The 21915-nt window shown below is 67.0% G+C and carries 14 protein-coding genes; 11 read left to right on the top strand and 3 right to left on the bottom strand.

Features of this window, described 5'->3' with window-relative positions; genetic code table 11:
• Positions 1-116 precede the first annotated feature (116 nt).
• From CGK74_RS05600 to CGK74_RS05590, 3 genes are read left to right on the top strand one after another with little or no spacing between them, the layout of a single operon-like run.
• Positions 117-1193 carry a hypothetical protein gene (locus CGK74_RS05600; RefSeq protein WP_094267520.1) on the top strand — a complete coding sequence of 359 codons (1077 nt, stop codon included), beginning with the start codon at positions 117-119 and terminating at the stop codon, positions 1191-1193.
• Positions 1190-2881: a single-stranded-DNA-specific exonuclease RecJ gene (gene recJ / locus CGK74_RS05595; RefSeq protein WP_094267519.1), complete on the top strand. Its 1692-nt coding sequence runs from the start codon at positions 1190-1192 to the stop codon at positions 2879-2881. The genes CGK74_RS05600 and recJ overlap by 4 nt, the downstream gene beginning before the upstream one ends.
• A gap of 28 nt (positions 2882-2909) precedes the next feature.
• A complete protein-coding gene (locus CGK74_RS05590) occupies positions 2910-4145 on the top strand; it encodes a DUF2254 domain-containing protein (protein ID WP_094267518.1) in 1236 nt (411 codons plus the stop codon).
• 32 nt (positions 4146-4177) lie between these two features.
• On the opposite strand, the gene CGK74_RS05585 is transcribed toward CGK74_RS05590, so the two are convergent.
• Positions 4178-6826, bottom strand: a complete 2649-nt coding sequence (locus CGK74_RS05585) for a bifunctional diguanylate cyclase/phosphodiesterase (protein ID WP_094267517.1) — start codon at positions 6824-6826, stop codon at positions 4178-4180.
• A gap of 348 nt (positions 6827-7174) precedes the next feature.
• Here CGK74_RS05585 and prfB point away from each other — a divergent pair.
• From prfB to CGK74_RS05560, 5 genes are all read left to right on the top strand, one after another.
• Positions 7175-8279 (top strand): peptide chain release factor 2 gene (prfB, locus tag CGK74_RS05580; protein ID WP_106408396.1). Its coding sequence is split into 2 segments (ribosomal slippage): positions 7175-7255 and positions 7257-8279, totalling 1104 coding nucleotides; the frame shifts between segments, so codons are not numbered across the junction.
• 427 nt (positions 8280-8706) lie between these two features.
• Entirely contained in the window at positions 8707-9987 is a 1281-nt protein-coding gene (locus CGK74_RS05575; RefSeq protein WP_094267516.1) for a hypothetical protein, read from the top strand.
• A gap of 11 nt (positions 9988-9998) precedes the next feature.
• The gene (locus tag CGK74_RS05570; protein ID WP_094267515.1) at positions 9999-10715 is read left to right on the top strand and encodes a hypothetical protein; all 717 of its coding nucleotides are present in this window, start codon (positions 9999-10001) and stop codon (positions 10713-10715) included.
• Positions 10715-13507, top strand: coding sequence for an AAA family ATPase (locus tag CGK74_RS05565; protein ID WP_094267514.1), 2793 nt, complete (start codon positions 10715-10717; stop codon positions 13505-13507). The genes CGK74_RS05570 and CGK74_RS05565 overlap by 1 nt, the downstream gene beginning before the upstream one ends.
• Positions 13508-13610: 103 nt before the next feature.
• Positions 13611-14450, top strand: coding sequence for a phosphate/phosphite/phosphonate ABC transporter substrate-binding protein (locus CGK74_RS05560; protein WP_240498635.1), 840 nt, complete (start codon positions 13611-13613; stop codon positions 14448-14450).
• Between the two features lie 100 nt (positions 14451-14550).
• Here the strand turns inward: CGK74_RS05560 and cobO are convergent, their stop codons facing one another.
• Both cobO and CGK74_RS05550 read right to left on the bottom strand, forming a co-directional pair.
• Positions 14551-15162, bottom strand: coding sequence for a cob(I)yrinic acid a,c-diamide adenosyltransferase (gene cobO / locus CGK74_RS05555; protein WP_094267513.1), 612 nt, complete (start codon positions 15160-15162; stop codon positions 14551-14553).
• A 245-nt stretch (positions 15163-15407) separates the two neighbouring features.
• Positions 15408-17195, bottom strand: a complete 1788-nt coding sequence (locus CGK74_RS05550; protein ID WP_094267512.1) for a methyl-accepting chemotaxis protein — start codon at positions 17193-17195, stop codon at positions 15408-15410.
• 249 nt (positions 17196-17444) lie between these two features.
• On the opposite strand from CGK74_RS05550, the gene lysS reads away from it, so the two are divergent.
• The 3 genes from lysS to mnmC are packed head-to-tail and all read left to right on the top strand — an operon-like array spanning position 17445 to position 21776.
• Positions 17445-18944: a lysine--tRNA ligase gene (lysS, locus tag CGK74_RS05545; protein ID WP_094267511.1), complete on the top strand. Its 1500-nt coding sequence runs from the start codon at positions 17445-17447 to the stop codon at positions 18942-18944.
• A gap of 7 nt (positions 18945-18951) precedes the next feature.
• Entirely contained in the window at positions 18952-19872 is a 921-nt protein-coding gene (locus CGK74_RS05540) for a DUF808 domain-containing protein (RefSeq protein WP_094267510.1), read from the top strand.
• A gap of 38 nt (positions 19873-19910) precedes the next feature.
• Positions 19911-21776 carry a bifunctional tRNA (5-methylaminomethyl-2-thiouridine)(34)-methyltransferase MnmC2/FAD-dependent 5-carboxymethylaminomethyl-2-thiouridine(34) oxidoreductase MnmC1 gene (gene mnmC, locus CGK74_RS05535; RefSeq protein ID WP_094267509.1) on the top strand — a complete coding sequence of 622 codons (1866 nt, stop codon included), beginning with the start codon at positions 19911-19913 and terminating at the stop codon, positions 21774-21776.
• The last annotated feature ends 139 nt before the right edge of the window (positions 21777-21915 follow it).

Raw genomic sequence — 21915 nt, 5'->3', positions numbered from 1 at the left:
CCACATCTGTCAACCCGCGCCTGCTGCTTCGGCCTGCGGCAGTGCAAAGGTGAGGCGCAGCGAGGTGGCACCGTTGCACGTGCTAGACTCGCGCCGCTCCCAACGATGCGTTTTCGATGCAGATCCAGCTCCTGATCCCCGGCCTGCTGTGGCCCACCGCAACCTTGCTTGGCCCTGCCGCCGGGCTTGCGCTCGACGGACTGGCGACCCTGCTCGGCCGCGGCACGCGCTCGATGCACGGCTTCGAGCCATACGACAGGCAACTGGCGCGGCTGTTTGGCCTGGAAGGCAGTGCGCTGCCGCTTGCCGCGCTACGGCGCCTCGGCGAAGCCGGCCCCCAGCCTCCGGCGGACGACGGTCACTGGCTCTGCGCGGACCCGGTCAACCTCTCGTTCGCTCGCGAGCACCTGTTGCTGCAGGCGTTCGACGACGACCAGCTTCCGGCGGAGGAATCCGCAGAGCTCGTCGCGGCACTCAATGAGAGCTTCACCGACCTTGGCCGGTTCGAGGCCTGTACACCGACGCGCTGGTATCTGCGCCTGCCACGGGCCAGCCGGGGCACGCTGTATCCCCTGGATGACGTCGTCGGCCGGCCGGTGAAGCACTTCCTGCCCGAAGGCGACGACGCACGGCTGTGGCAGCGAACGATGAACGAAGCGCAGATCCTTCTGCACAACCATCCGCTCAGCCGGGCGCGGGAAGAATCCGGGCAGCGAGCCGTCAACAGCGTGTGGCTGTGGGGCGCGGGCGAACTCGAGCGAATGCCGCAGGCGCCGGCCGCCTTGGTGCAGGCGACCGATCCGCTCAGCATCGGCTTGGCGCGCGCCAGCCAATGCGCGACCGCGACGCCCGAACTCTCGTCGGCACTGAAGCAGGACACGCTCGTCGTCATCGACAGCTTGCGCAAGCCGGCGCAGCGCCTCGATCTCGACAGCTGGCGCAGCGGGCTTGAAGCATTGGAGCGCGACTGGTTCTCCCCCCTTGCCACGGCGCTGCAGCGCGGCCGCATCGATGCCTTGCGCCTCATCGCACCGGGCGATCGCGGCACGCTCGTTGTCGCCAACTGCCGCAGCGACCGCTGGAAGTTCTGGCGCAAGCCCCATGCCTTCGACGCACTGCTGAAGTCCATCTCACCCGCGCCGATGGCCCTGCCGGACGCCCCCCCGCCCACCGCCCCGCATACCGACCGATGACCCGCATACAGTCACGCCCCGTCTCGCAGCAAGCCTACACCCGCCTCGCCGATGCCGGCCTGCACCCGCTGCTGGCCCGCCTGTACGCCGCACGTGGCATCGCACGCGCCGACGAACTCGACACCAGCCTGAAGAACCTGCTGCCGCCCGAAGCGCTCACCGGCACCCAGGAGGCCGCCGTGCTGCTCGCCGACGCCATCGAGGCCGGCGCACGCATGGTGATCGTCGCCGACTATGACTGCGATGGCGCCACCGCCTGCGCCGTGGGCATGCGTGCGCTGCGCGCCTTCGGTGCCGATGTGCATTACCTGGTGCCGGATCGCGTCACGCTGGGCTATGGACTGACCCCGGCCATGGTCGAGATCGCGGCCCGGCTCGAGCCCGACGTGTTGATTACCGTCGACAACGGCATCGCCAGCGTCGAAGGCATCGCCGCGGCGCGCGCGCACGGCATGGCGACCGTGATCACCGACCACCACCTCCCCGGCGACGTGCTGCCCGAGGCCGACGTGATCGTGAACCCCAACCAGCCCGGCTGCGACTTCCCCAGCAAGGCGCTGGCCGGCGTCGGCGCGATGTTCTACACCATGCTCGCGCTGCGCGCCGAGTTGCGCGAACGCGGCGCCTTTGCCGGCGGCAGGGAGCCCAACCTCGCCGACCTGCTCGACCTGGTGGCGCTGGGTACCGTGGCCGACGTGGTCAAGCTCGACCGCAACAATCGCATCCTGGTCGCACAAGGCCTCGCGCGGATGCGCGCGGGTCGCCTGCAGCCGGGCATCCGCGCGCTGTTCGCCCTGGCCGGCCGTGACCCGGCACGCGCGAGCACCATGGACCTCGGCTTCATGATCGGCCCGCGCCTGAACGCGGCCGGCCGGCTGTCGGACATGAGCCTCGGCATCGAATGCCTGATCACCGACGACGCCGGGCGCGCGATGAACATCGCGCAGGAGCTCGACAAGCTCAACCGCGAACGCCGCAGCATCGAGGCCGGCATGCAGGAGGAGGCGCTCGCCCGGCTGGCCGGTTTCGAGGCTGGCAACCGCGCCACCATCGCCCTGTTCGAACCCGACTGGCACCAAGGCGTGATCGGCATCGTCGCCGGCCGCATCAAGGAGAAGCTGCACCGCCCGACGATCGCCTTTGCGCGCTCGAACGACGGCGAGCTCAAGGGCTCGGGCCGTTCGATTCCGGGCCTGCACCTACGCGATGCGCTCGACCTCGTCACCAAGCGCCAGCCCGACCTGATCGTGCGTTTCGGCGGCCACGCCATGGCGGCCGGGCTCACCATCCGCGAATCCGAGCTCGCCCGCTTCGACGCGGCCTTCGAGGACGTCGTCAGCGAACTGCTGGAACCCGCCCAGCTCGAGCGCCGCATCGAGACCGACGGCAATCTCGAGTCAGGCTACTTTGCACTCGACGCCGTGCGCATGCTCGACAACGAGATCTGGGGCCAGGGCTTCCCGGCGCCGGTATTCGACGACGTGTTCCGCGTCGAACGCCAGCGGGTGTTGAAGGACAAGCACCTCAAGCTCGAGTTGTCGCGCGGCGGCAGCCGCTACGAGGCGATCCAGTTCAACCACGCTGAGGGCGCGGCGGCGCAGATCCACGCCGCCTACCGCCTGGGCATCAACGAATACAACGGCGTCTCCAGCGTGCAACTGATGCTCGAGCACTTCGAGGCCGCCTGAGGCCGTTGAAGGGATCTGGAGAAACGGCATGACGCGTCTGCGGTGGTACATCATCGATCTGGCACGCAGTCTGTGGGTACGCTCCAGCCTGTTCGCCGTTGCGGGAATCGCCAGCGCGGTGGCAGGTATCGTGCTGGAACCATTGATCCCTGCCGCATGGTCGGTCCGCATCGGGGCGGAATCAATCGGAAACGTTCTGCAGATTCTGGCCTCGAGCATGCTCGCCGTGGCCACCTTCTCGCTGGCGACGATGGTGTCGGCCTACGCCGGGGCATCGAGCGCGACCACGCCCCGCGTCACCGAACTGCTGATTAGCGACAGTAGTGCGCAGAATGCACTGGCGACCTTCGTTGGGAGCTTCCTTTTCAGTCTGGTTGGCATCATTGCCCTGAACGCGGGGGTGTATGGCGAAGGGGGACGCGTCGTTCTGTTCGTGGGCACGCTCGCAGTAATCGTGATCATCGTGCTGACTCTGTTGCGCTGGATCGACCTGCTGGCACGATTCGGCCGGGTCGGAGACGCCATCGAACGGGTGGAGACGGCTGCGTCGAATGCAATGCGGACGCAAGCGAGGAACCCCTGCTTCGGCGCACACATGCGCGTGGGACCGCCCCCCGGCGACGCGTGGGTAACCAGTGATCGTATCGGCTACATCCAGCATATCGACCTCGGCGCACTGGAACGCGTAGCGACGGAGGGGAATGGGGAGATTCACCTCGAAGCCGTGCCCGGGAGTTTCGTCGACCTCGCCCAGCCGCTGGTCTGGCTCGACTTCGCGCCGGACGAAGAAGGAGTTCGCAGCATACGGGCTGCATTCGATATCGGTCGCGACCGTTCTTTCGACCAGGATCCGCGCTTCGGCGTCGTGGTGCTCGCCGAGATCGCCTGCAAGGCGCTGTCGCCCGCCGTCAATGATGCGGGCACGGCGATCGCAACCTTGGGGGCGCTGAACCGAGTGCTCGCCATCCTCGCCGAACCGCCCGAGGAGAATCGCACGGTCGCTTACGCCCATGTCTTCGTTCCGCCCATCGCGGTCGAAGATGTCTTTGAGGACGCCTTCTCGAGCATTTCCGAGTCGGGCGCAGCCAGCCTGGCAGTAGGAATCCGCCTGCAGAAGACCTTGAAGTCCCTGCACCGCATGGGCTCTTCCGAGTTCCGAAGCGCTGCTGTGCGGCAGTCGCAACTGGCTCTGAAGCGCGCCCGTATCGCCCTCCCTCTCGCGGACGATGCCGCGCGGATCGAGGCGCTTGCGCTATCCGATTGATCGGCGTCCGTCGCCCGGCCTGGCGCCGGGTGTCAAGCCAGACGCTGGCTCGCGTCGACGAGGGATTCCAGATCCGGCACAGCGAGTGGGCGACTGAAAAGGTAACCCTGGTAGGCGACGCACCCTTGCTGCTCGAGGAACAGTCGCTGCGCCTCGGTTTCCACCCCTTCCGCGATCACCGCGAGTCCCAGACTGTCGGCCAGCACGATGACCATCTTCGCGATGGCGGCATCGTTCGGGTCGACCAGAATGTCGCGGACGAACCCCTGGTCGATCTTGATCTGATCCAGCGGCAGGCGCTTGAGGTAGGCCAGCGAGGAATACCCGGTCCCGAAGTCGTCGAGCAAGAAGCCAACGCCGCGGGCCTTGAGTGCGGCCATCTTGGCGATCACGCCCTCGATGTCGGTCACCAGCGAATTCTCTGTCAACTCGATCTTCAGGCGTGCAGGATTGGCGCCGCTGCGCTCAAGGATCTCGATCACCTCGGCCACGAACGCATCCTGCCGGAACTGGCGCGCGCTCACATTCACCGCGACCGACAGGTGCGCCATCCGAGCGTCGTGCGCCCAGTGCGCCAGTTGCGCGCAGGCACTCTCCAGCACCCAGCGTCCGAGCGGGAGAATGAAGCCGTTCTCCTCGGCGAGCGGAATGAACTCCGCTGGTGACACCATGCCGCGCTCGGGATGACGCCAGCGCAGCAGCGCTTCGGCACCCGTAATCCGCCCGTCGGCAAGAACCTGAGGCTGGTACTGCAGCAGGAACTGCTCTTTCTCGAGCCCCACCCACAACGCCGACTCCAGCTCAGCGCGCGTGCTCACCCTCGCCTGCATCACCGGGTCGAAGAAACGCAGGGTGTTGCGGCCCGCCAACTTGGCTTCGTACATGGCGAGGTCGGCGCGCTTGAGAGGCTCTTCAATCCGTTCGCCCGGATGATCGCCAAACAGCGTAATGCCGATGCTGGCCGACACACGATGCTCGGACCCGCCCAGTTCGAAGGTCTTGTGCAGGGCATGCAGGATCTTTGTCGCAACCGTCTCGGCATGCCCGGCAGCCACCATCGAATAGCGCCCCAGCCCGTCGAGCATCACGACGAACTCGTCCCCCCCGAGCCGGGCGACCGTGTCGTCGTGACGGACACACCGCCCGAGAATCGCGGCAACCGCCTGCAGGAGCAGATCGCCCTGATCATGGCCCGCCGTGTCGTTGACCGATTTGAAGTTGTCGAGGTCGACAAACAGCAGCGCGCCGTGCTCTCCAAGGCGCGCACAGTTTGCCAGGGCATGCTCGAGGCGCTCCATCAGCAGGCGCCGGTTCGGCAGCCCGGTGAGCGGATCGAAGAAGGCGAGCTTCCTCACCGCCTCCTCCGAGGACTTGCGCAGTGTGATGTCTCGTGCCGAATGGAACAGCACCGGCTTGTCGTCCAGTTGCAGCGGAAACGAGGTCACTTCGACCGGGAAAGTCTCGCCATCGCTGCGCCGGTGCATGGTCTCGAACGTGAACACGTCGCCCGAGCGGTGCACGCGATCGATGATGCCCCGGGCCTCCTCGGCCGACATGCCGGCCTCCCACTGCGCCACGTTCATGCCGATCACGTCGGCGCGGTCATGGCCCAGCATGCGGCAGAAAGCATCGCTCGCCTCGATCACCGAGCCCTCGAGGTCCGTAATGTGGATACCGTCGCTCGCATTCTGAAGCAGGATCTGGCTGCGCCGGTTCGCACGCTCGTTTGCCTCGATCAGCCGCCACAGCAGCCATGCGGCCAGCGATGTCACGGCAAGGAAGAGAATCGCGAGCGCCGTGCCCTTCTGGACATCGTCACGCCACTGCACGAGGTAGTCGTCCTCGCCCCGCCCAACGACAACGAAGGCGGGCATTACCGAGAGCTTGCGGTAGGCATTGATGCGGTTGACCCCGTCCGCCGTGCGCGCGCTGTAGAAGGATTGCGCCTCGACCCCGGACGCGATGATGTCCGTCAGCTCCTTCGAGCCGCCCCGGGTACCGATCTCCCCCGCCTGCGTTGCCAGCGGCGGGAAACGCGCGATCATGGTCTTGTCCAGGTCGCGCATCAGCGCAATGCCGTGATCGCCGAGCTTCAGCCCGGACAGCAGGCGTTCGAAGTAGGCCGCCGGCACCGCCGCCGTCACCATCCCGGCAAAATCGCCGTCGGGATTGTTGTAGCGTCGCGAGAACACGATGATCCAGGTTCCGGCAATCCGGCCGTACAGCAGCTTGCTCGCGATCAGCCCGCGATCGACGTGATCCCGGTGCTCGGCGAAGAAACTGCGGTCGGCGTAGCTCACCCGCGTCTGCGGCGTCACTCCATAGCCGAGGATAGGCGCACCCGACGCATCCGTGATGCGGATCTCGGCCACCTGCGTCAGCCAGTCCTGATGGAAGTCGACGACGGCCATGGTGTCGCCTGCGCCAGGCAGTCCCTTCCGGCGCAGATCACCCTCCAGCCGAACCTGTATTTCCTTCAGCGCGAGGTCGATCTCGCGCACCGACGAGCTCACGCTCTGGTCCAGCAGCAGCGCGAGATTCTCGACCATGGTACGAACCTCTTCCTCCTTGCGGACCTTGGACGCGTGGAGCGTGTAGGCCAGCAGGCCCACGATGAAAAGGTTCAGCAGCAGCACCCCGGCGAGCAGGATTCGGGTGAGATTCTTCTTGTTCTGGTGCATCTGGCCTTGCCAGCCCGTATGAATATCCACGACAGCGAGGACGCAACGCGGCGCGTGGCCTCCCCTCCAGGTCAATCCTGCCGCCCCCTATGCATGCGGGATTCTGATCGATTGACCACACTCGGATCTCCGGCGCGGATGGTACACGTTCGCGCGCGCAAGGGCCGTGCATGAAGTCGCACCTCATGACATTCGCCCTCTGCCGGCATGACAGGACCGACCCTACGGCGGATGCCGCGCGGCCCGGTGCAAGCACGGTGCGTCGTCCCCGTCCCCTGCAAGGCCGCCTGCCCCGACCTCGCTACCGGTATAATGCGCGGTTTTCCAGATTCCGCCGGAGCCTCACCCATGGAAGCCGAACGCCAGAACGCCATCGCCGAAAAACTCGCCGACCTCGCCGCCCGCGGTCGCGAACTACGGAGGTATCTTTGACTACGATGTGAAAGCATCGAAGCTCGAAGAAGTTAACCGCGCGCTGGAAGACCCCGCCGTCTGGAACAACGCCGAACGCGCCCAGGAACTCGGCAAGGAAAAGCGCCAGCTCGAGGACGTGGTGCTGACGCTGCAGAAGATCGACTCGCAGTCGCGCGACCTCAAGGATCTCTACGATCTGGCCGAGGCCGAGAACGACGACGACACCTTCGAGGCAGTCGAGGCCGACCTCGGCGGACTGGAAGCCGAAGTCGAGAAGCTCGAGTTCCGCCGCATGTTCAGCAACCCGATGGATCCGAACAACTGCTTCGTCGAAATCCAGGCTGGTGCCGGCGGCACCGAGGCGCAGGACTGGGCCGGCATGCTCGAGCGCATGTACCTGCGCTACGGCGAAAAGAAGGGCTTCGGCGTCGAACTGATGGAAGAGACCGAAGGCGAAGTCGCCGGCATCAAGAACTGCACGATCAAGGTCAGCGGGGAGTACGCCTACGGCTACCTGCGTACCGAGACCGGCATCCACCGCTTGGTGCGCAAGTCGCCGTTCGACTCCAACGCCCGCCGCCACACCAGCTTCACCTCGGTGTTCGTATATCCGGAAGTGGACGACTCGATCGAGATCGAGATCAACCCGGCCGATCTGCGCATCGACACCTACCGCGCCTCCGGCGCCGGCGGCCAGCACATCAACAAGACCGACTCGGCGGTGCGGATCACGCACGAGCCGACCGGCATCGTGGTGCAGTGCCAGAACGACCGTTCGCAGCACAAGAACAAGGCCGAGGCGATGTCGATGCTGAAGGCGCGCCTGTACGAAGCCGAGCTGCGCAAGCGGCAGTCGGAGCAGCAGAAGCTGGAAGACTCCAAGAGCGACATCGGCTGGGGCCACCAGATTCGCAGCTACGTGCTGGACCAGTCCCGCATCAAGGATCTGCGCACGAACTACGAAGTGGGCAACACTCAGGCAGTGCTGGATGGCGACCTCGACAACTTCATTGCGGCAAGCCTGAAGCAGGGCGTCTAGGATCGCCCACCATTCAGCCGAAGAGCGGTGACCACGCCAAGGACTGGCCTGGGTATTTGTGAAGAAGGCGAGGACTGTCTGAGCCCTGCGCAGCCAGGGCGAGTTCCGCAGACTTCGGAACAAATACCCAGGACGGGCCGATTTGATGCGTGAAGGGTCGAACGCCGCTGGTTTTTCACAGCGCTGAAGACCGCGCCGCTCAGGTCGGACGCACGGGGTATTTGTTCCGCCGGCTGCGGAACTCGCTTCGCTCGGACAGTCCTCGCCGACTCCACAAACACCCCGCACGTCCTCCGGCAACCGGTGCTGAATCGGCTGAAGAACCACTGCGGGATCGAGCTTATCGCCATCTCCAACCGGTTTGATTCCGACCGCCGGCAAGCACACCAAACCGACCCAACCGGACTTTGCAGCGTTCCCAGAATCGATGACTGAACCGTTCCTGTCGGACTTTCTCGCACCCGGCGTTGATCCCGACGAAGTGCCGGAACTCGCCGCGCTCAACAGCGCCCGGCCGCTGCTCGACGCCTTCATCACGCTCTTCCGCGGCACCGAGGCCGAAGTCCTCATGCGCCTGCTCGTGCTGCGCGAGATCGGCCGCGAAGCCGACGCCCCGCGCTGGTCGCCGGACGCACTGCGCGCACGCTTCACCTACCTCGACCCGGTCAAGCTCGAGACCGTGCTCAAGCGCCTGCGCGACAACGCCCTGCTCGCCATTGGCGAAGACGGGCAGTACCACCTCTCGGATATCGGCCGCAACGCGGTGGCCGCCATCGCCATGCTGCTGCGCTTCGGCGAGGAAGAGGACGCCGAGCTCGGCTTCCTCACCGCCCAGCTTGCCGGCCTGCAGGCCGTGGGCGGCGTCACCGCCGAATCCCTCGGTCACCTGCTGTCCAAACTCAACGATCTCACCTGGCACTTCGAGGAAGCGATCGCCTCCGGCTCCGAGTTCCGCATCCTCGACGCCCGCCGCCGCCTGTCGGCCAACGGGCGCTGGCTCGAGCGCGGCACCGACATCCTCAACAAGCTGCTCGCCGACCCCGAAGTCGACTTCGACATCGCACGCATCGCCCAGCGCATCGGCCTCGCGCAGTCGCGGCTGGCGCGGGTGGATGCCGCCTTCCAGCGCGCGCTGAACAAGATCGAATCGCAGCGCGTGACGCTGGGTGGCTCGGGCATCTCATCGTCAGACGTTGCCGCCTGGCTACGCCGGCTCGATATCGCCACCCTCGCGGATCTTGCCGAAGGCGGGCTCGCGGCGGTGCCGGACTTGCCACTGCTGGCCGGCGGCCACGAGCTGCTGGACCGCGCCGAGACCGCGCTCGGTGACGACAAGGCGCGCACTGCGGTCGATGCCACGCTGCCACCGCCGGACAGCTCGCCCGTCGGCACCGCGCCCGACGCCGAGGACCTGGCGATGCTCGAACACTTCACCCATCGTCTCGAAGCCCTGCCGGAGGCACGGCCACTGCAGTACGTGATCGCCGGCGGCGGCTTCGCGCCCGCCAGCTACCGCCTGTCGCTGCTCGCGCTGCTGGCCGACGGCGAGGACGCCAGTCCGGTCGACGGCCCCATCGGCGCCTTCATGCGTCTGCCGCTCGACGTGCGCTTCGGCGACGAGCTGGTGCTGGTCGGCAAAGACGAGATCGCTGCCATCAACGCCGGCGAGGTGGTCCCGCGTGCGACCGCCCTGCCCGCCCAATCCTGAACGGTGCGCCCATGGAACATGAACTGAAGACGCTCACCGCGCGCCTGCTGGCGCAGCGCTGGCTGCCACGCAGCGACCGCATGGTGCGGCGCGCACTGGTCGACGAGACCTTCCGCCTCGAGCTCGACCGCCGGCTGGCCGACGTCGGCCTGCAACTGCTCGACAACCCCTATGCCGCCCACGTTGGCGTCTCGCTGCAGGCCGAGATGGCCGAGCCGGTGTTTGGTGCCGGCCGCGAGTATGCCGCCAGCAACCTCGGCCTGGCACGCGACGAGATCGCGCTGCTGGTGGTGATCTGGTCGCTGATCGTGCTGCCCAAGCGCGAGCGCCAGGTAACCCGACGCGAGTTGGTCGACGACGGCCAGACCGACATGTTCGGTGGCGACAAACCGATGGCCCACGGCGACAGCGTCTCCGGCAGCCTGGCGGAGAGCTCGCTGGTGGCCGACTTCGGCCCGCGCCTGGGCGGCAAGACCAAGATGACGATCGCGCTCGGCAAGCTCGCGCGGCTGGGCTTCATCGAGCGCCGCAACGGCATCATCGGTGAAGGGCCACTGCTCGACGTGGCACTCGACTACCGCGTGATGGCCGACCGCATCATCCACGGCACGCTGGGCGAGGTACTCGCCGCCGCCGGCCATGCCGTGCCCGAAACCAATGCCTTCGAGCTCGCGGACGTGCTGCCCGACACGGACGATAGCGACGACGACGCCGGAGACAACCGCTGATGTTCCATATCAAGACGCTCGAACTCGTGCACTGGGACTTCTGGCGCCGCTTCTCGCTGCCGCTGGACGCCCAGATCATCACCATCGTCGGCCCCAACGGCTCGGGCAAGACCACCCTGCTCGACGCCCTGCGGACGCTGTTCGCGTTGCGTTGCTCGGGCAAGCGCGACTTCCGCCGTTACGTGCGCCGCGCCGACCGCAGCTTCGCCTGGATCCGCGCCATCGTCGCCAACGTCCCCGGCAGCACCGGCAAGCGCCCGTTCTTTCCCTGCCTGTCGGACGAAGTGACGCTGGCCTGCCGCATCCGCAAGGCCGGCGGCGACTGGATTCGCGACTACACCATCGTCGACGACAACCAGGACATCGAGGCGCTGGAAGCCAACAATGACTGGATCGGCCTGCGCGACTATCAGAACCGCCTCGCCTGGGGCGGGCTGACGCCGGCCATCACCAAGGTGCTGGCGCTCGAACAGGGCGACACCGACAAGCTGTGCGAGTACTCGCCCAAGGCCCTGCTCGAGCTGGTGTTCGACGTCTTCGGCGACAAGGAAGTGCTGGACAACTACCAGGCCGCGCGCGAGGAGCAGAAGAACGCCGAGCGCGAGCTGGGCGAACTCGGCATCGACCTCGACCGCCTCAAGACCCAGGCCGAGGAGAAGAAGGCCGAGGCAAACCGCTTCCTCGAATGGAAGCAGCTCGCCGACGAAGCCCAAGCCCTGCAGGCGGAGATCGTGCCGCGGCTCGAGATCGCCGAGCTGACACGTGCGATCGCCGACGAGCGCGACGCGCTGCGCCGCGTCAGCCGCGAGCGCACCGACAAGCTCGTCGAGCAGCGCGAGGCCCGTCTGAGGCTCGACGCTGTGCGCGCCGAACAGGACGCCGCCAGCGCCGAACGCAAGCGCCTGAAGGAGAGCGACACCGCCACCGAGCAGCGCTACCTCGCGGCCCACGACCGCGTACGCGACCTCGAGAAGCTGCTGGCCGAACGCGACACCCTGCGCGCCCAGCTCGCCACCGAGCACGGCGCTGACGCGGTGGCGCTGGAGAAGGAGCACGAGGACGCCGACGCCGAGCGCAGCCGCCTTCGCGCCAGGGAACGCGAGCTCGTCGCGGCCTTCGAGGACCGCACCGAGACCCTGCGCAGCGAACGCAACCGCAGCGGCCCACCGGGCGACGCCGAGGTGTCGCGCTTCCGCGTCAAGCTCACCGCCGAAGGCATCGCCCACCAGAGCCTGGCCGAGGTCGTCGAGGTCACCGACCCGGCCTGGCAGACCGCACTCGAAGCCATTCTGCGCCCTTACCGCCACCTGATCCTGCTCGAACGCGAAGGTGACCGCCACGCCGCATGGGCGCTGGGTGAGCGCGAGCGTTTCCGCCACTTCATCGTGCCCGAACTCGAGCCGGCCCCGCCGCCGCGCTCGATGAGCCTGGCCGAAGTCGTCGACTTCAACGGCCCGGTGCCGCGCTGGCTGGCCGACCTGCTCAACCGTATCCGCCGCGTCGAGGACGCCGAGGCCGCGCGCGACCTGCCGCGCGAACAGGAGTGGATCACCCGCGACGGCTACCACCGCGAACGCCGCGGCGCCCGCCACCTCGGCCGACCGCAGGAGTTCCACTTCGGCGAACTCGCACGCCAGTCACGCATCGCTGCGCTGCAAGAGGAAATCATCGCGCTTGACAAGCAACTGCAGGCCCTGCGCCCGAAGCTGGACGAAGCCACCGCGCGCGTCACCGCGATCCGCCAGCGCATGCTCGGCCTGCAGTCGGCGCAGCTGCTGGCTGCCAACGCCGAGCGCTACGCCGCAGCCGACACCGAACTCCCGCAGGCACGCAAGGAACTGACGGCCGCGATCGCCGAGCGCAGCGAGATGCACGGCACACTCGACGCGCTGAACGAGAAGCTCAGCGGCATCCAGATCGAAGTAGACCGCCGCCAGCGCGAGCTGAAGGCCATCGACCTGCGCCTGGCCGACATCGCCCGCGAGCACGGCCCGCGCCGCCGCACGCAGGCCGAACGCATCGTCACCCTGCGCCGCCGCCGCCGCGGCATGCCGGCGCACTGGCTGATCGCCGGCGAGCTCGCCCTGCTCGCCGAGAAGTACGGCGACGCCCGTGGCGCCCGGCTGCAACTCGAGCGCCTGCAGCGCCACATCGACGAAGGCGACTGGATCACCGACCCGGCCGTGCTGGTCGTGCGCGACCGCCTAGCCGCCGACGTTGACCGCCGCGAGCGCGACTACCTCGACCGCCAGGGCTATTGCGCCACCGCGCGCAACCACACCGAGAATGCCCGCGCGGCCTACATCGCCAAGCTGCGCGCCACCGTGCGCCAGTACGCCAAGAACCTGAAGGCACTGGGCGACCTCGCCAACGTCAGCGTCGACTGCCCCACCCCGCATCTCGAGAATGACGACCTCTCGCTATCGCAGGCCGGGCTGGAGGTGCGCTTCGACTTCGACCGCAAGGGCGCCGTGGGTTTGAACGATGGCGAGGCCTCGGGCGGCCAGCAGGTCATGAAGTCGCTGATCCTGCTGATCGGCCTGCTGATGGACGAAGCCCGCCCCGGTGGCTTCGTGTTCATCGACGAGCCCTTCGCCCACCTGGACGTCGCCAATATCGACCGTGTCGGCACCTTCCTGCGCGCCACCCGCGCGCAGTACCTGATCACCACGCCGGTCACACACAATGCCAACGTCTTCGCGCCAGCGCAGCTGACGCTGGTCACGCGCAAGAAACAGCCTGGCAACGACTGGGCGCCGCCAATCGGCGTCTTGCAAAGGGCATTGGACTGAGTACACCGTGACCGATTGCACACCTTGATCTGCATCAAAATTGAGACCATCCCGGCTGAATTCCCGCTTCATGCATCCCAACTTTTCAGCCGCTGGTAAAGACATGACGAAACACCTGCCCCAACGTTCGCTGCTCGCCCTTATCTCCGCCCTTGCCATCGGGCATGCGCTGCCCGCCGTGGCACAGGACGCGAGGCCGCTCAGCCTGGCCGTCAGCGAGGGCACCTCGGGCGGCATCGACGCTGCCACCGCGCGCAAGAAGTACGCGCCCATGGCCGAACGGCTGTCCACCGCACTCGGTCGCAAGGTCGAAGTCACCTTCGTGCGCGAGTTCTCGGCGCTCGAGGAAGGCATGCGCGACGGCAAGTTCGATTTCGTGATCGCCCGCCCGTCGGACTACCCGGCACGCGGCCTGCGCGACTACCGCTACCAGTACGTCGCCAACGCCGAGCCCGAGGGCCACTGCATGCTGGTGGTACGCGCCGATTCGCCGGTCAAGACCGTCGCCGACCTGCGCGGCAAGACCTTTGTGCTGCCGGAAGAAGTCGCCTACATGACGCGTTTCTGCCGCGCCGAACTGCGCGACAAGGGCATCGACCTGACCAAGGAGAACGTCTTCTACGTGCGCGAACAGGGCGCGATCCCCTTCGGCCTCGAGAAGGGCATCGCCGACGTCGGCGGCCTGGCATCCTATTCGGGCGCAGTGCGCAAGTGGCGCGAAAGCGGCCAGCGCATCCTGCACGAGTCGGTCGGTCAGCCCTACATGCCGGTGGTCGGCCACCCCAACCTGTCGCCCGAGGACATCGCCAAGGCCCGCCAGGTGCTCGTCGGCCTGTCGGGCGATGATGCCGGTCAGGCTTTCCTGCGCCAGCTCGGCATCAGCGGCTTCTCCGCCGGCCAGGAAGATCGCCTGCGCAAGCTGCTGGGCTGGCTGGGCGTCTGATCCGCACGGCCGGATTGGCCATCGGTCTGGAGGCGTGCGCCCCCGGGATCATCCCGCTGGGCGCACGCCTTTTTTTGCGAGGCCGGCTGATGCCCGGCACTCAGAAATCGATGCCGGCCTGAGCCTTTACGCCGGCCTTGAAGGCGTGCTTGCGATCGGCGATCTCGCTGACCGTGTCGGCCAGGTCGACGAGTTCGGGCCTTGCCGCGCGACCGGTGATGATCACCGTCTGCCGCGGCGGACGGGCGCGCACCGCTGCAAGCACCTGCGCGGTATCGAGGTAGTTGTACTTGAGCATGTAGGTGAGCTCGTCGAGCACGACGAGGCTCAGCGCCGGATCGGCGAGCATCGCCTCAGCCTGTGCCCAGGCCTCATCGGCAGCGCGCTTGTCGGCGTCCCAGTTCTGCGTGTTCCAGGTGAAGCCGGTTGCCATCGCATGGTAACGAACCGCCTGGGTGCCGGTAATCTGCTGCAGGAAGACCACCTCGCCGGTGGCCTGGGTGCCCTTGATGAACTGCACCACACCGGCACGCTGGCCGTGGCCGAGCGCACGATAGAGGGTGCCGAAGGCGGAGGTCGTCTTGCCCTTGCCGTTGCCGGTGATCAGGATGACGATGCCGCGCTCTTCCTGCGCGCGCTCGATGGCGGCATCGACCACCTCCTTCTTGCGCTGCATGCGTTCGTTGTGGCTGTTCTTCCTGTCTTCGTCCATCGTTCCGGGCTCCAAGTCGTCCTAGGTGGCACCGGAGAGCGGAAGAGTGGCGACAGCATGAGCGCGTGCAGCACCGCAGTAAGGCGAGTCTGGCAGGACGCAGGCGGAGGATGAATCCGTTCAGGCAGTCGGCAATCAGCCGGCACCCCGGGGCGCTTACATGTCTGTTCGAGGGGGACGGACTATACGCCGCCCCCGACGCACGGGGCAAGTCCCGTCTTGCCGACGGCATGCCCGGGCGAAACTCAGCTGCCGAGCAAGGCTTCCGCTGGCACGCCGATCCGCGCGTTGCCCCAGTGGCGACCGCCCACCATGATCGGCATCGCGATGTCGCACAGGATCTCGCCGGTGTCGCGCAGGTAGGTCTGCAGCAGCATCGGCTCGGTGTTGCGCGCTGCGCGCAACTCGGGCGGACGCTCGAATTTGCGACAGGTGCGGTTGCCGACGAGGTCGGCCTCGTAATTGCCGGTGAGCGGCTTCGAAAACTTGCTGTTGTGCGTCGACAGGTAGCTGTCGGTATTGACCGCCACAGCAAACGCCGCGCCCCGCGTGGCATTGAGGCTGTCATCAAGAATGGACTGGCAGCGGCGGGTGAATTCCTCGCCCCAGCTCACCTTGAACTTGGGCGGATTGGTCCCGGCCATCGGAGCGTAACGGCGATCGAACACGTCCACGCGGTTAGCTGCCATCTGTTCGAGCTGTTCCTGAATGCGATCGCGGAACACGCGGGCCTGATCGACGACCTGGTCGAAGGCGCCACGACCGATCTTGAAGCGCGAGACCAGTTCCTGCACCGCCTCGGTGGCCTTGGTCAGATCCACGGTGCGACGCTCGCTGTCCTGCATCTGCTCGCCGACCTTGGCCGACAACTGATTGATGGCGGTGACACTCTCATGCACCTTGGCGTTGGTGTCGCTCAGCGACTCCATCGCCACGGCGATCTGGCTCAGCTGCTTGCCAGTGGTCTCGAACTCGCCAACCATGTGTTCGAACTGTTGCGCCGAGCGCTCGACCACCTGGCGGGTGTCCTGCACGTCCGCATTGATTACCTCGTTCTCGCTGCGCGTGTTCGCCACCAGGCCAAGCATGCCGTTGATGTTGCCGACGATCTCCTCGGTGGCCTTGTTAACCCGCTCGGCCAGCTTGCGCACCTCGTCCGCGACCACGGCGAAGCCGCGACCGGCTTCACCCGCCCGCGCAGCCTCGATGGCGGCGTTGAGCGCCAGCAGGTTGGTCTGGTCGGCGATCTCTCGGATCAGCACCGCGATCTGCTTGACGCTTTCCGAGCGCGTCGATAGGTCGTCCACCGTGGTGTTGAACTTCAGCACCTTCTCGCTGACCGTGTTGATCTTGCCGGCGATTTCCTGCATCTCGGCGAGCGAATCACGCGCGATGACGAGGTTGGCATTGGTCGAATCGGTGATCTGGTGCGCGCTGTGCGACACCTCCTCGATGGCGGCGGTAGACGCGGTACTGGTCTCGAACACCTGTGCCGTCATGCGTTCCTGATCGCGCGCCCCGCCGGCCGAATTCTCGATACGCAGCTTCACCTGCACCGCTTCGCGCGCGATGTTGACGCTCATGTTGCGCACCTCGCCGATGATCTCGCGCATGCGGTCGGCAAAGCGGTTGTAGCTGATCGCGAGGTCGCGGAACTCGTCGTGGCTGCTCACCGGCAGGTTGCGCGAGAAGTCGCCCTCGCCGCGCGCGATCTCGTCGAACACTTCGCAGATCGCACGTACCGGGCGCACGATCAGGTGGCGCATGTAGAAGATCTGCCCCACCGTCAGCAGCAACGCGAAGATGCTCAGCGAAATGGTGATGACCAGTCCCTTGTCCAGCATCGCCGTGATACCGGCCGCCGCCTCTGGCCCCCTTGCAACCAGCTTCTGGATCTCCGCGGCCTGCCACCAGAACACCGCGAGATAGAAGATGTTGAGCACGAACAGCAGCAGGAAGCTACTGAGTTTCTTCGTCAGTGAGTTCCAGAACGTCTTTTCGACTGATTCGTAAAGCTCGCGGAAACTGCTCATTGCGGGGTTCCTGAAACGAGATGGGTCGGTATAAGCACTATCGGAGTGCGGAGCATGCACTTTAGGGCGGGTCGTGAAATATTTCCGAGAAACAATGCACGCCCGACAGCGCGCCGCATCTGATGCGAGGGATCGGCCCGGCGACGCCTTGCGCAATTGCCCTGCCCCCCCTCCGCCTGCGACAATCACGCCTTTGCCGCCGGCACCGCGCCGGCGCCCACGAATTTCCATCCGACCCGAATCCACACCATGTCCGACCAGACGAACACTCCGCCGCAGGACGAGAACCACCTGATCGCCGAGCGCCGCGAGAAACTCGCCGCCTGGCGCCAGAGCGGCCGCGCCTTCCCCAACGACTTCTCGCGCGAGAACACCGCCGGCAAACTCGACGAGCTGTATGGCGAGAAAGACGCCGAGGCGCTGGAAGCCATGCCGGTCGAGGTCAAGGTGGCCGGCCGCATCATGCTCAAGCGCGTGATGGGCAAGGCGAGCTTCGTCACCATCCAGGACCTGTCGGGCCGCATCCAGCTCTACGTGCAGCGCGACGGCGTGGGTGAGGACGTGTACGCCCAGTTCAAGACCTGGGACATCGGCGACATCGTCGGCTGCGTGGGCACCGTGTTCAAGACCAAGACCGGCGAGCTGTCGGTCAAGGCCAGCGAGATCCGCCTGCTGACCAAGAGCCTGCGCCCGCTGCCGGACAAGTTCCACGGCCTCACCGACGTCGAGCAGAAGTACCGCCAGCGCTACGTCGACATGATCATGAACGAGCAGACGCGCTTCACCTTCGTCGCGCGCAGTCGCATGGTGCAGTCGATCCGCAACTACATGACCGGCCACGGCTTCCTCGAGGTCGAGACGCCGATGATGCATCCCATCCCCGGCGGCGCCGCGGCCAAGCCCTTCATTACCCACCACAACGCGCTCGACATGGAACTGTTCCTGCGCATCGCGCCGGAGCTCTACCTCAAGCGTCTGGTGGTGGGCGGCTTCGAGAAGGTGTTCGAGGTCAACCGCAACTTCCGCAACGAAGGCCTCAGTCCGCGCCACAACCCCGAATTCACGATGATGGAGTTCTACGAGGCGTACGCGAACTACAAGACGCTGATGGACTTCACCGAGGGCCTGATCCGACACGCCGCGCGCGAGGCGCTGGGCACCGAATCCTTCGTTTACCAGGGCCGCGAGCTGGACCTGTCCAAGCCCTTCCACCGCCTCACCATCGTGCAGGCGATCCGCAAGTACCACCCGGGCTTCACCGAGGAGCAGCTGGCGGATGCCGAATGGCTGAAGGCAAAGATCGTCGCCTTCGGCGAGAAGGTGAAGCCGGGCGGGCTGGGCAGCCTGCAACTGCAGCTTTTCGAGGCCTGCGCCGAAGCCGAGCTGTGGGAGCCGACCTTCATCATCGACTACCCGGTCGAGGTCTCGCCGCTGGCGCGTGCCTCCGACACCGACCCCGAGATCACCGAGCGCTTCGAGCTCTTCATCGTCGGCCGCGAGATTGCCAACGGCTTCTCCGAGCTCAACGACCCCGAGGACCAGGCTGCGCGCTTCCGTGCCCAGGTCGAAGCCAAGGAGGCCGGCGACGAGGAAGCCATGTTCTTCGACGCCGACTACATCCGCGCGCTCGAGTACGGTCTGCCCCCGACCGGCGGCTGCGGCATCGGCATCGACCGCCTGGTGATGCTGCTGACCGACTCGCCCTCGATCCGCGACGTCATCCTGTTCCCGCAGATGCGTCCGGAGTAATCCTGCCATGGCCGGCGGCAGCCTGTTCCTGCTTCTCGACGACATCGCGAGCGTGCTCGACGACGTCGCAACGATGACCAAGGTGGCAACGAAGAAGACCGCAGGGGTACTCGGCGATGACCTTGCGTTGAACGCACAGCAGGTGACTGGCGTACGCGCCGACCGTGAACTGGCGGTGGTATGGGCGGTGGCCAAGGGCTCGCTGCTCAACAAGGCCATCCTGGTGCCGGCAGCGCTGGCGATCAGCGCCTTCGCGCCCTGGCTGATTGCGCCGCTGCTGATGCTGGGCGGCGCCTTCCTGTGCTTCGAGGGTTTCGAGAAGCTGGCGCACAAGTTCCTGCACGGCAAGGAAGAAGCCGGACACCGCAGCGAGGTGGTGAAGGCGCTGGCCGACCCCGAGGTCGACCTGGTCGCGCTGGAGAAGGACAAGATCAAGGGCGCGGTGCGCACCGACTTCATCCTGTCGGCCGAGATCATCGTGATCGCACTCGGCGTGGTGGGCGGCATGCCGTTCGGCACGCAAGTCGCGGTGCTGATCAGCATCGCGGTGATGATGACGATCGGGGTCTATGGTCTTGTCGCAGGCATCGTCAAGCTCGACGACGCCGGCCTGTACCTCAGCCGCATGGCCAATGCCGTTGCTCGCGGCATTGGTTCGGCCATCCTGTGGCTCGCCCCATGGCTGCTGCGGGCACTGTCGGTGCTGGGCACCGCAGCCATGTTCCTCGTCGGCGGCGGCATCCTCAGCCACGGCCTGCCGCCGGTGCATCACCTGATCGAAACGCTCACCGCCGGCATGACGGGCCTGACGGGCGCCCTGCTGCCCACGCTGCTCGACGGCGTGGTCGGGATTGTCGTCGGCGCCCTGGTGCTGATGGTCGTCGGCCTCGGCAAGCGTCTGCTGCCACGCCGCACGGCCACGCACTGAGCGGCGGCGCACCAGGCGTTTTTCCCTCCGGTCGCGGCATGGCAGCAAAACCCCTCGTCCCGGCTCGGCTGGCCTTCGCCGCAGACGGCACGCCCTACTCCGACACCTTCGACGACGTCTACCATTCGGCCGACGGCGGTCTCGGCCAGGCCCGGCACGTCTTTCTCGCCGGCAACGATCTGCCGCGGCGCTGGCAGGGACGCGAGCGCTTCGTCATCCTCGAGACCGGCTTCGGCCTCGGGCTCAACTTCCTCGCCACCTGGGCCGCCTGGCGGGCCGATCCGCAACGCTGCGCGCGGCTGCACTTCGTGTCCTGCGAGCTCCACCCGTTCAGCCGCGAGGATCTCGCCACCCTGCACGCCCGCTGGCCGGAACTGGCGCCGCTTGCGGCCGAACTCCAGGCGCGCTGGCCGGTACTCACGCCCGGTCTGCACCGGCTGCACCTCGACAGCGGACGCGTCACCCTGACCCTCTACCTCGGCGATGCGCGCGACGGGCTCGACAGGTTGGCGCTCTGCGCCGACGCCTTCTATCTGGACGGGTTCTCGCCCGCGCGTAACCCCGAGCTGTGGTCCGAGCGCATCTTCCACCTGCTGGCCAACGTGGCCGCGCCGGACGCCACGCTGGCCACGTGGTCGGTCGCGGGCCATGTCCGCGAAGGGCTGCGCCGCGCCGGCTTCGAGCTTGAGAAGTCGCCCGGCTTCGGCGGCAAACGCCAGATGCTGCGCGGCCGCCGCACCCTGCCCGTGCCGCAGGAAACCACTCCGAACCGGCACGCGCTGATCCTCGGCGCCGGCATCGCCGGCTGCAGCCTTGCCGAACGGCTGGCTGCGCGTGGCTGGCGCATCGACCTGATCGACGCCGCCGACGGCCCCGGCCAGGGCGCCTCCGGCAACCACGCCGGTGTGCTGCGCCCCTTGCCCAGCCTGGACGACAACCGGATGAGCCGGCTGACCCGGGCCGGCAGTCTGTATGGCTGGCAGACCATCGCGCGCCTGTGCCGCGACGGTTTCGCGCCCCGGGCTGAGGCCTGCGGCGTGCTGCACCTGGCGCGCGACGGCGCGCAGGAAGGCAAGATGCACAAGGTCGTCGACGCGCTCGCCCTGCCGCCGGCGCACCTGCGCTACGTTGAGGCGACCGAAGCGGCGGCGATCGCCGGCTGCACGGTGCGGCACGGCGGCTGGTTCTTCGGTGACAGCGGCTGGGTGCAACCACCCAGCCTGTGCCGTACGCTGCTGCAGAGCGCCGAGGCCAGCGCACCGCTGCGCACGCATTTCGGCGCACGGGTCGAACGCATCGCCCACGTGGATGCGCAGTGGCAGGCGCTCGCCGCCGACGGCAGCCTCATTGCCGCAGCACCAACCTTGATCCTCGCGGCCGGGACCGGCGTCGTGCGCTTCCCGGAGGCGAGCGCGCTGCCGGTCGTCAGCGCCCGTGGCCAGGTTTCGCTGCTGCCGGCCGGCGCCGACAGCCCACCGCGTGTCGTCGTGTGCTGCGGGGGTTACGTCAGTCCCGAAATCGACGGCCTGCGCTGCGCGGGCGCGACCTTCGCGGTCGACGATGCCGACTCCACGCTGCGCCCCGCCGACCACGCAGAGAACCTGGCGAAGCTCGACAACATGCTGCCCGGGACGGGTCAGGGGTTCGATGCCGTGCAGCTTGGCGGACGCGTCGGCTTCCGGCCGGCTTCGCCCGACCGCCTGCCCATGGTCGGCGCCCTCGACGCGGAGCGGCAACTGTTTGCACTATCGGGCTTCGGTGCCCGCGGACTCGTATGGTCGATGCTCGTCGCGGAGCACGTGGCAAGCGAGCTGGAGGGCGAGCCCCTGCCGCTGGAGCGCGACCTCGCGGATGCGATCCGTGCCGGACGCTTCAAGCCGCCCGCCCCTGATACCGGCATCTGATCCCTCACCGCGGCGCCTGGCGGCATACGTCACGCCCACCCGTCTCATCCACTTTCATCCGGCGTTCCCGTGCGCCGGGCCGCAAATCGGCCGCCATCCGCCAACTTTGGCACTCTCGCATGGCGCATTAGCGATGGAT

This window comes from Thauera propionica, assembly GCF_002245655.1.
Taxonomy (GTDB): domain Bacteria; phylum Pseudomonadota; class Gammaproteobacteria; order Burkholderiales; family Rhodocyclaceae; genus Thauera; species Thauera propionica.
Note: the sequence above shows the minus strand (reverse complement) of the source record. Positions and strands in the feature narration are given on the sequence as shown.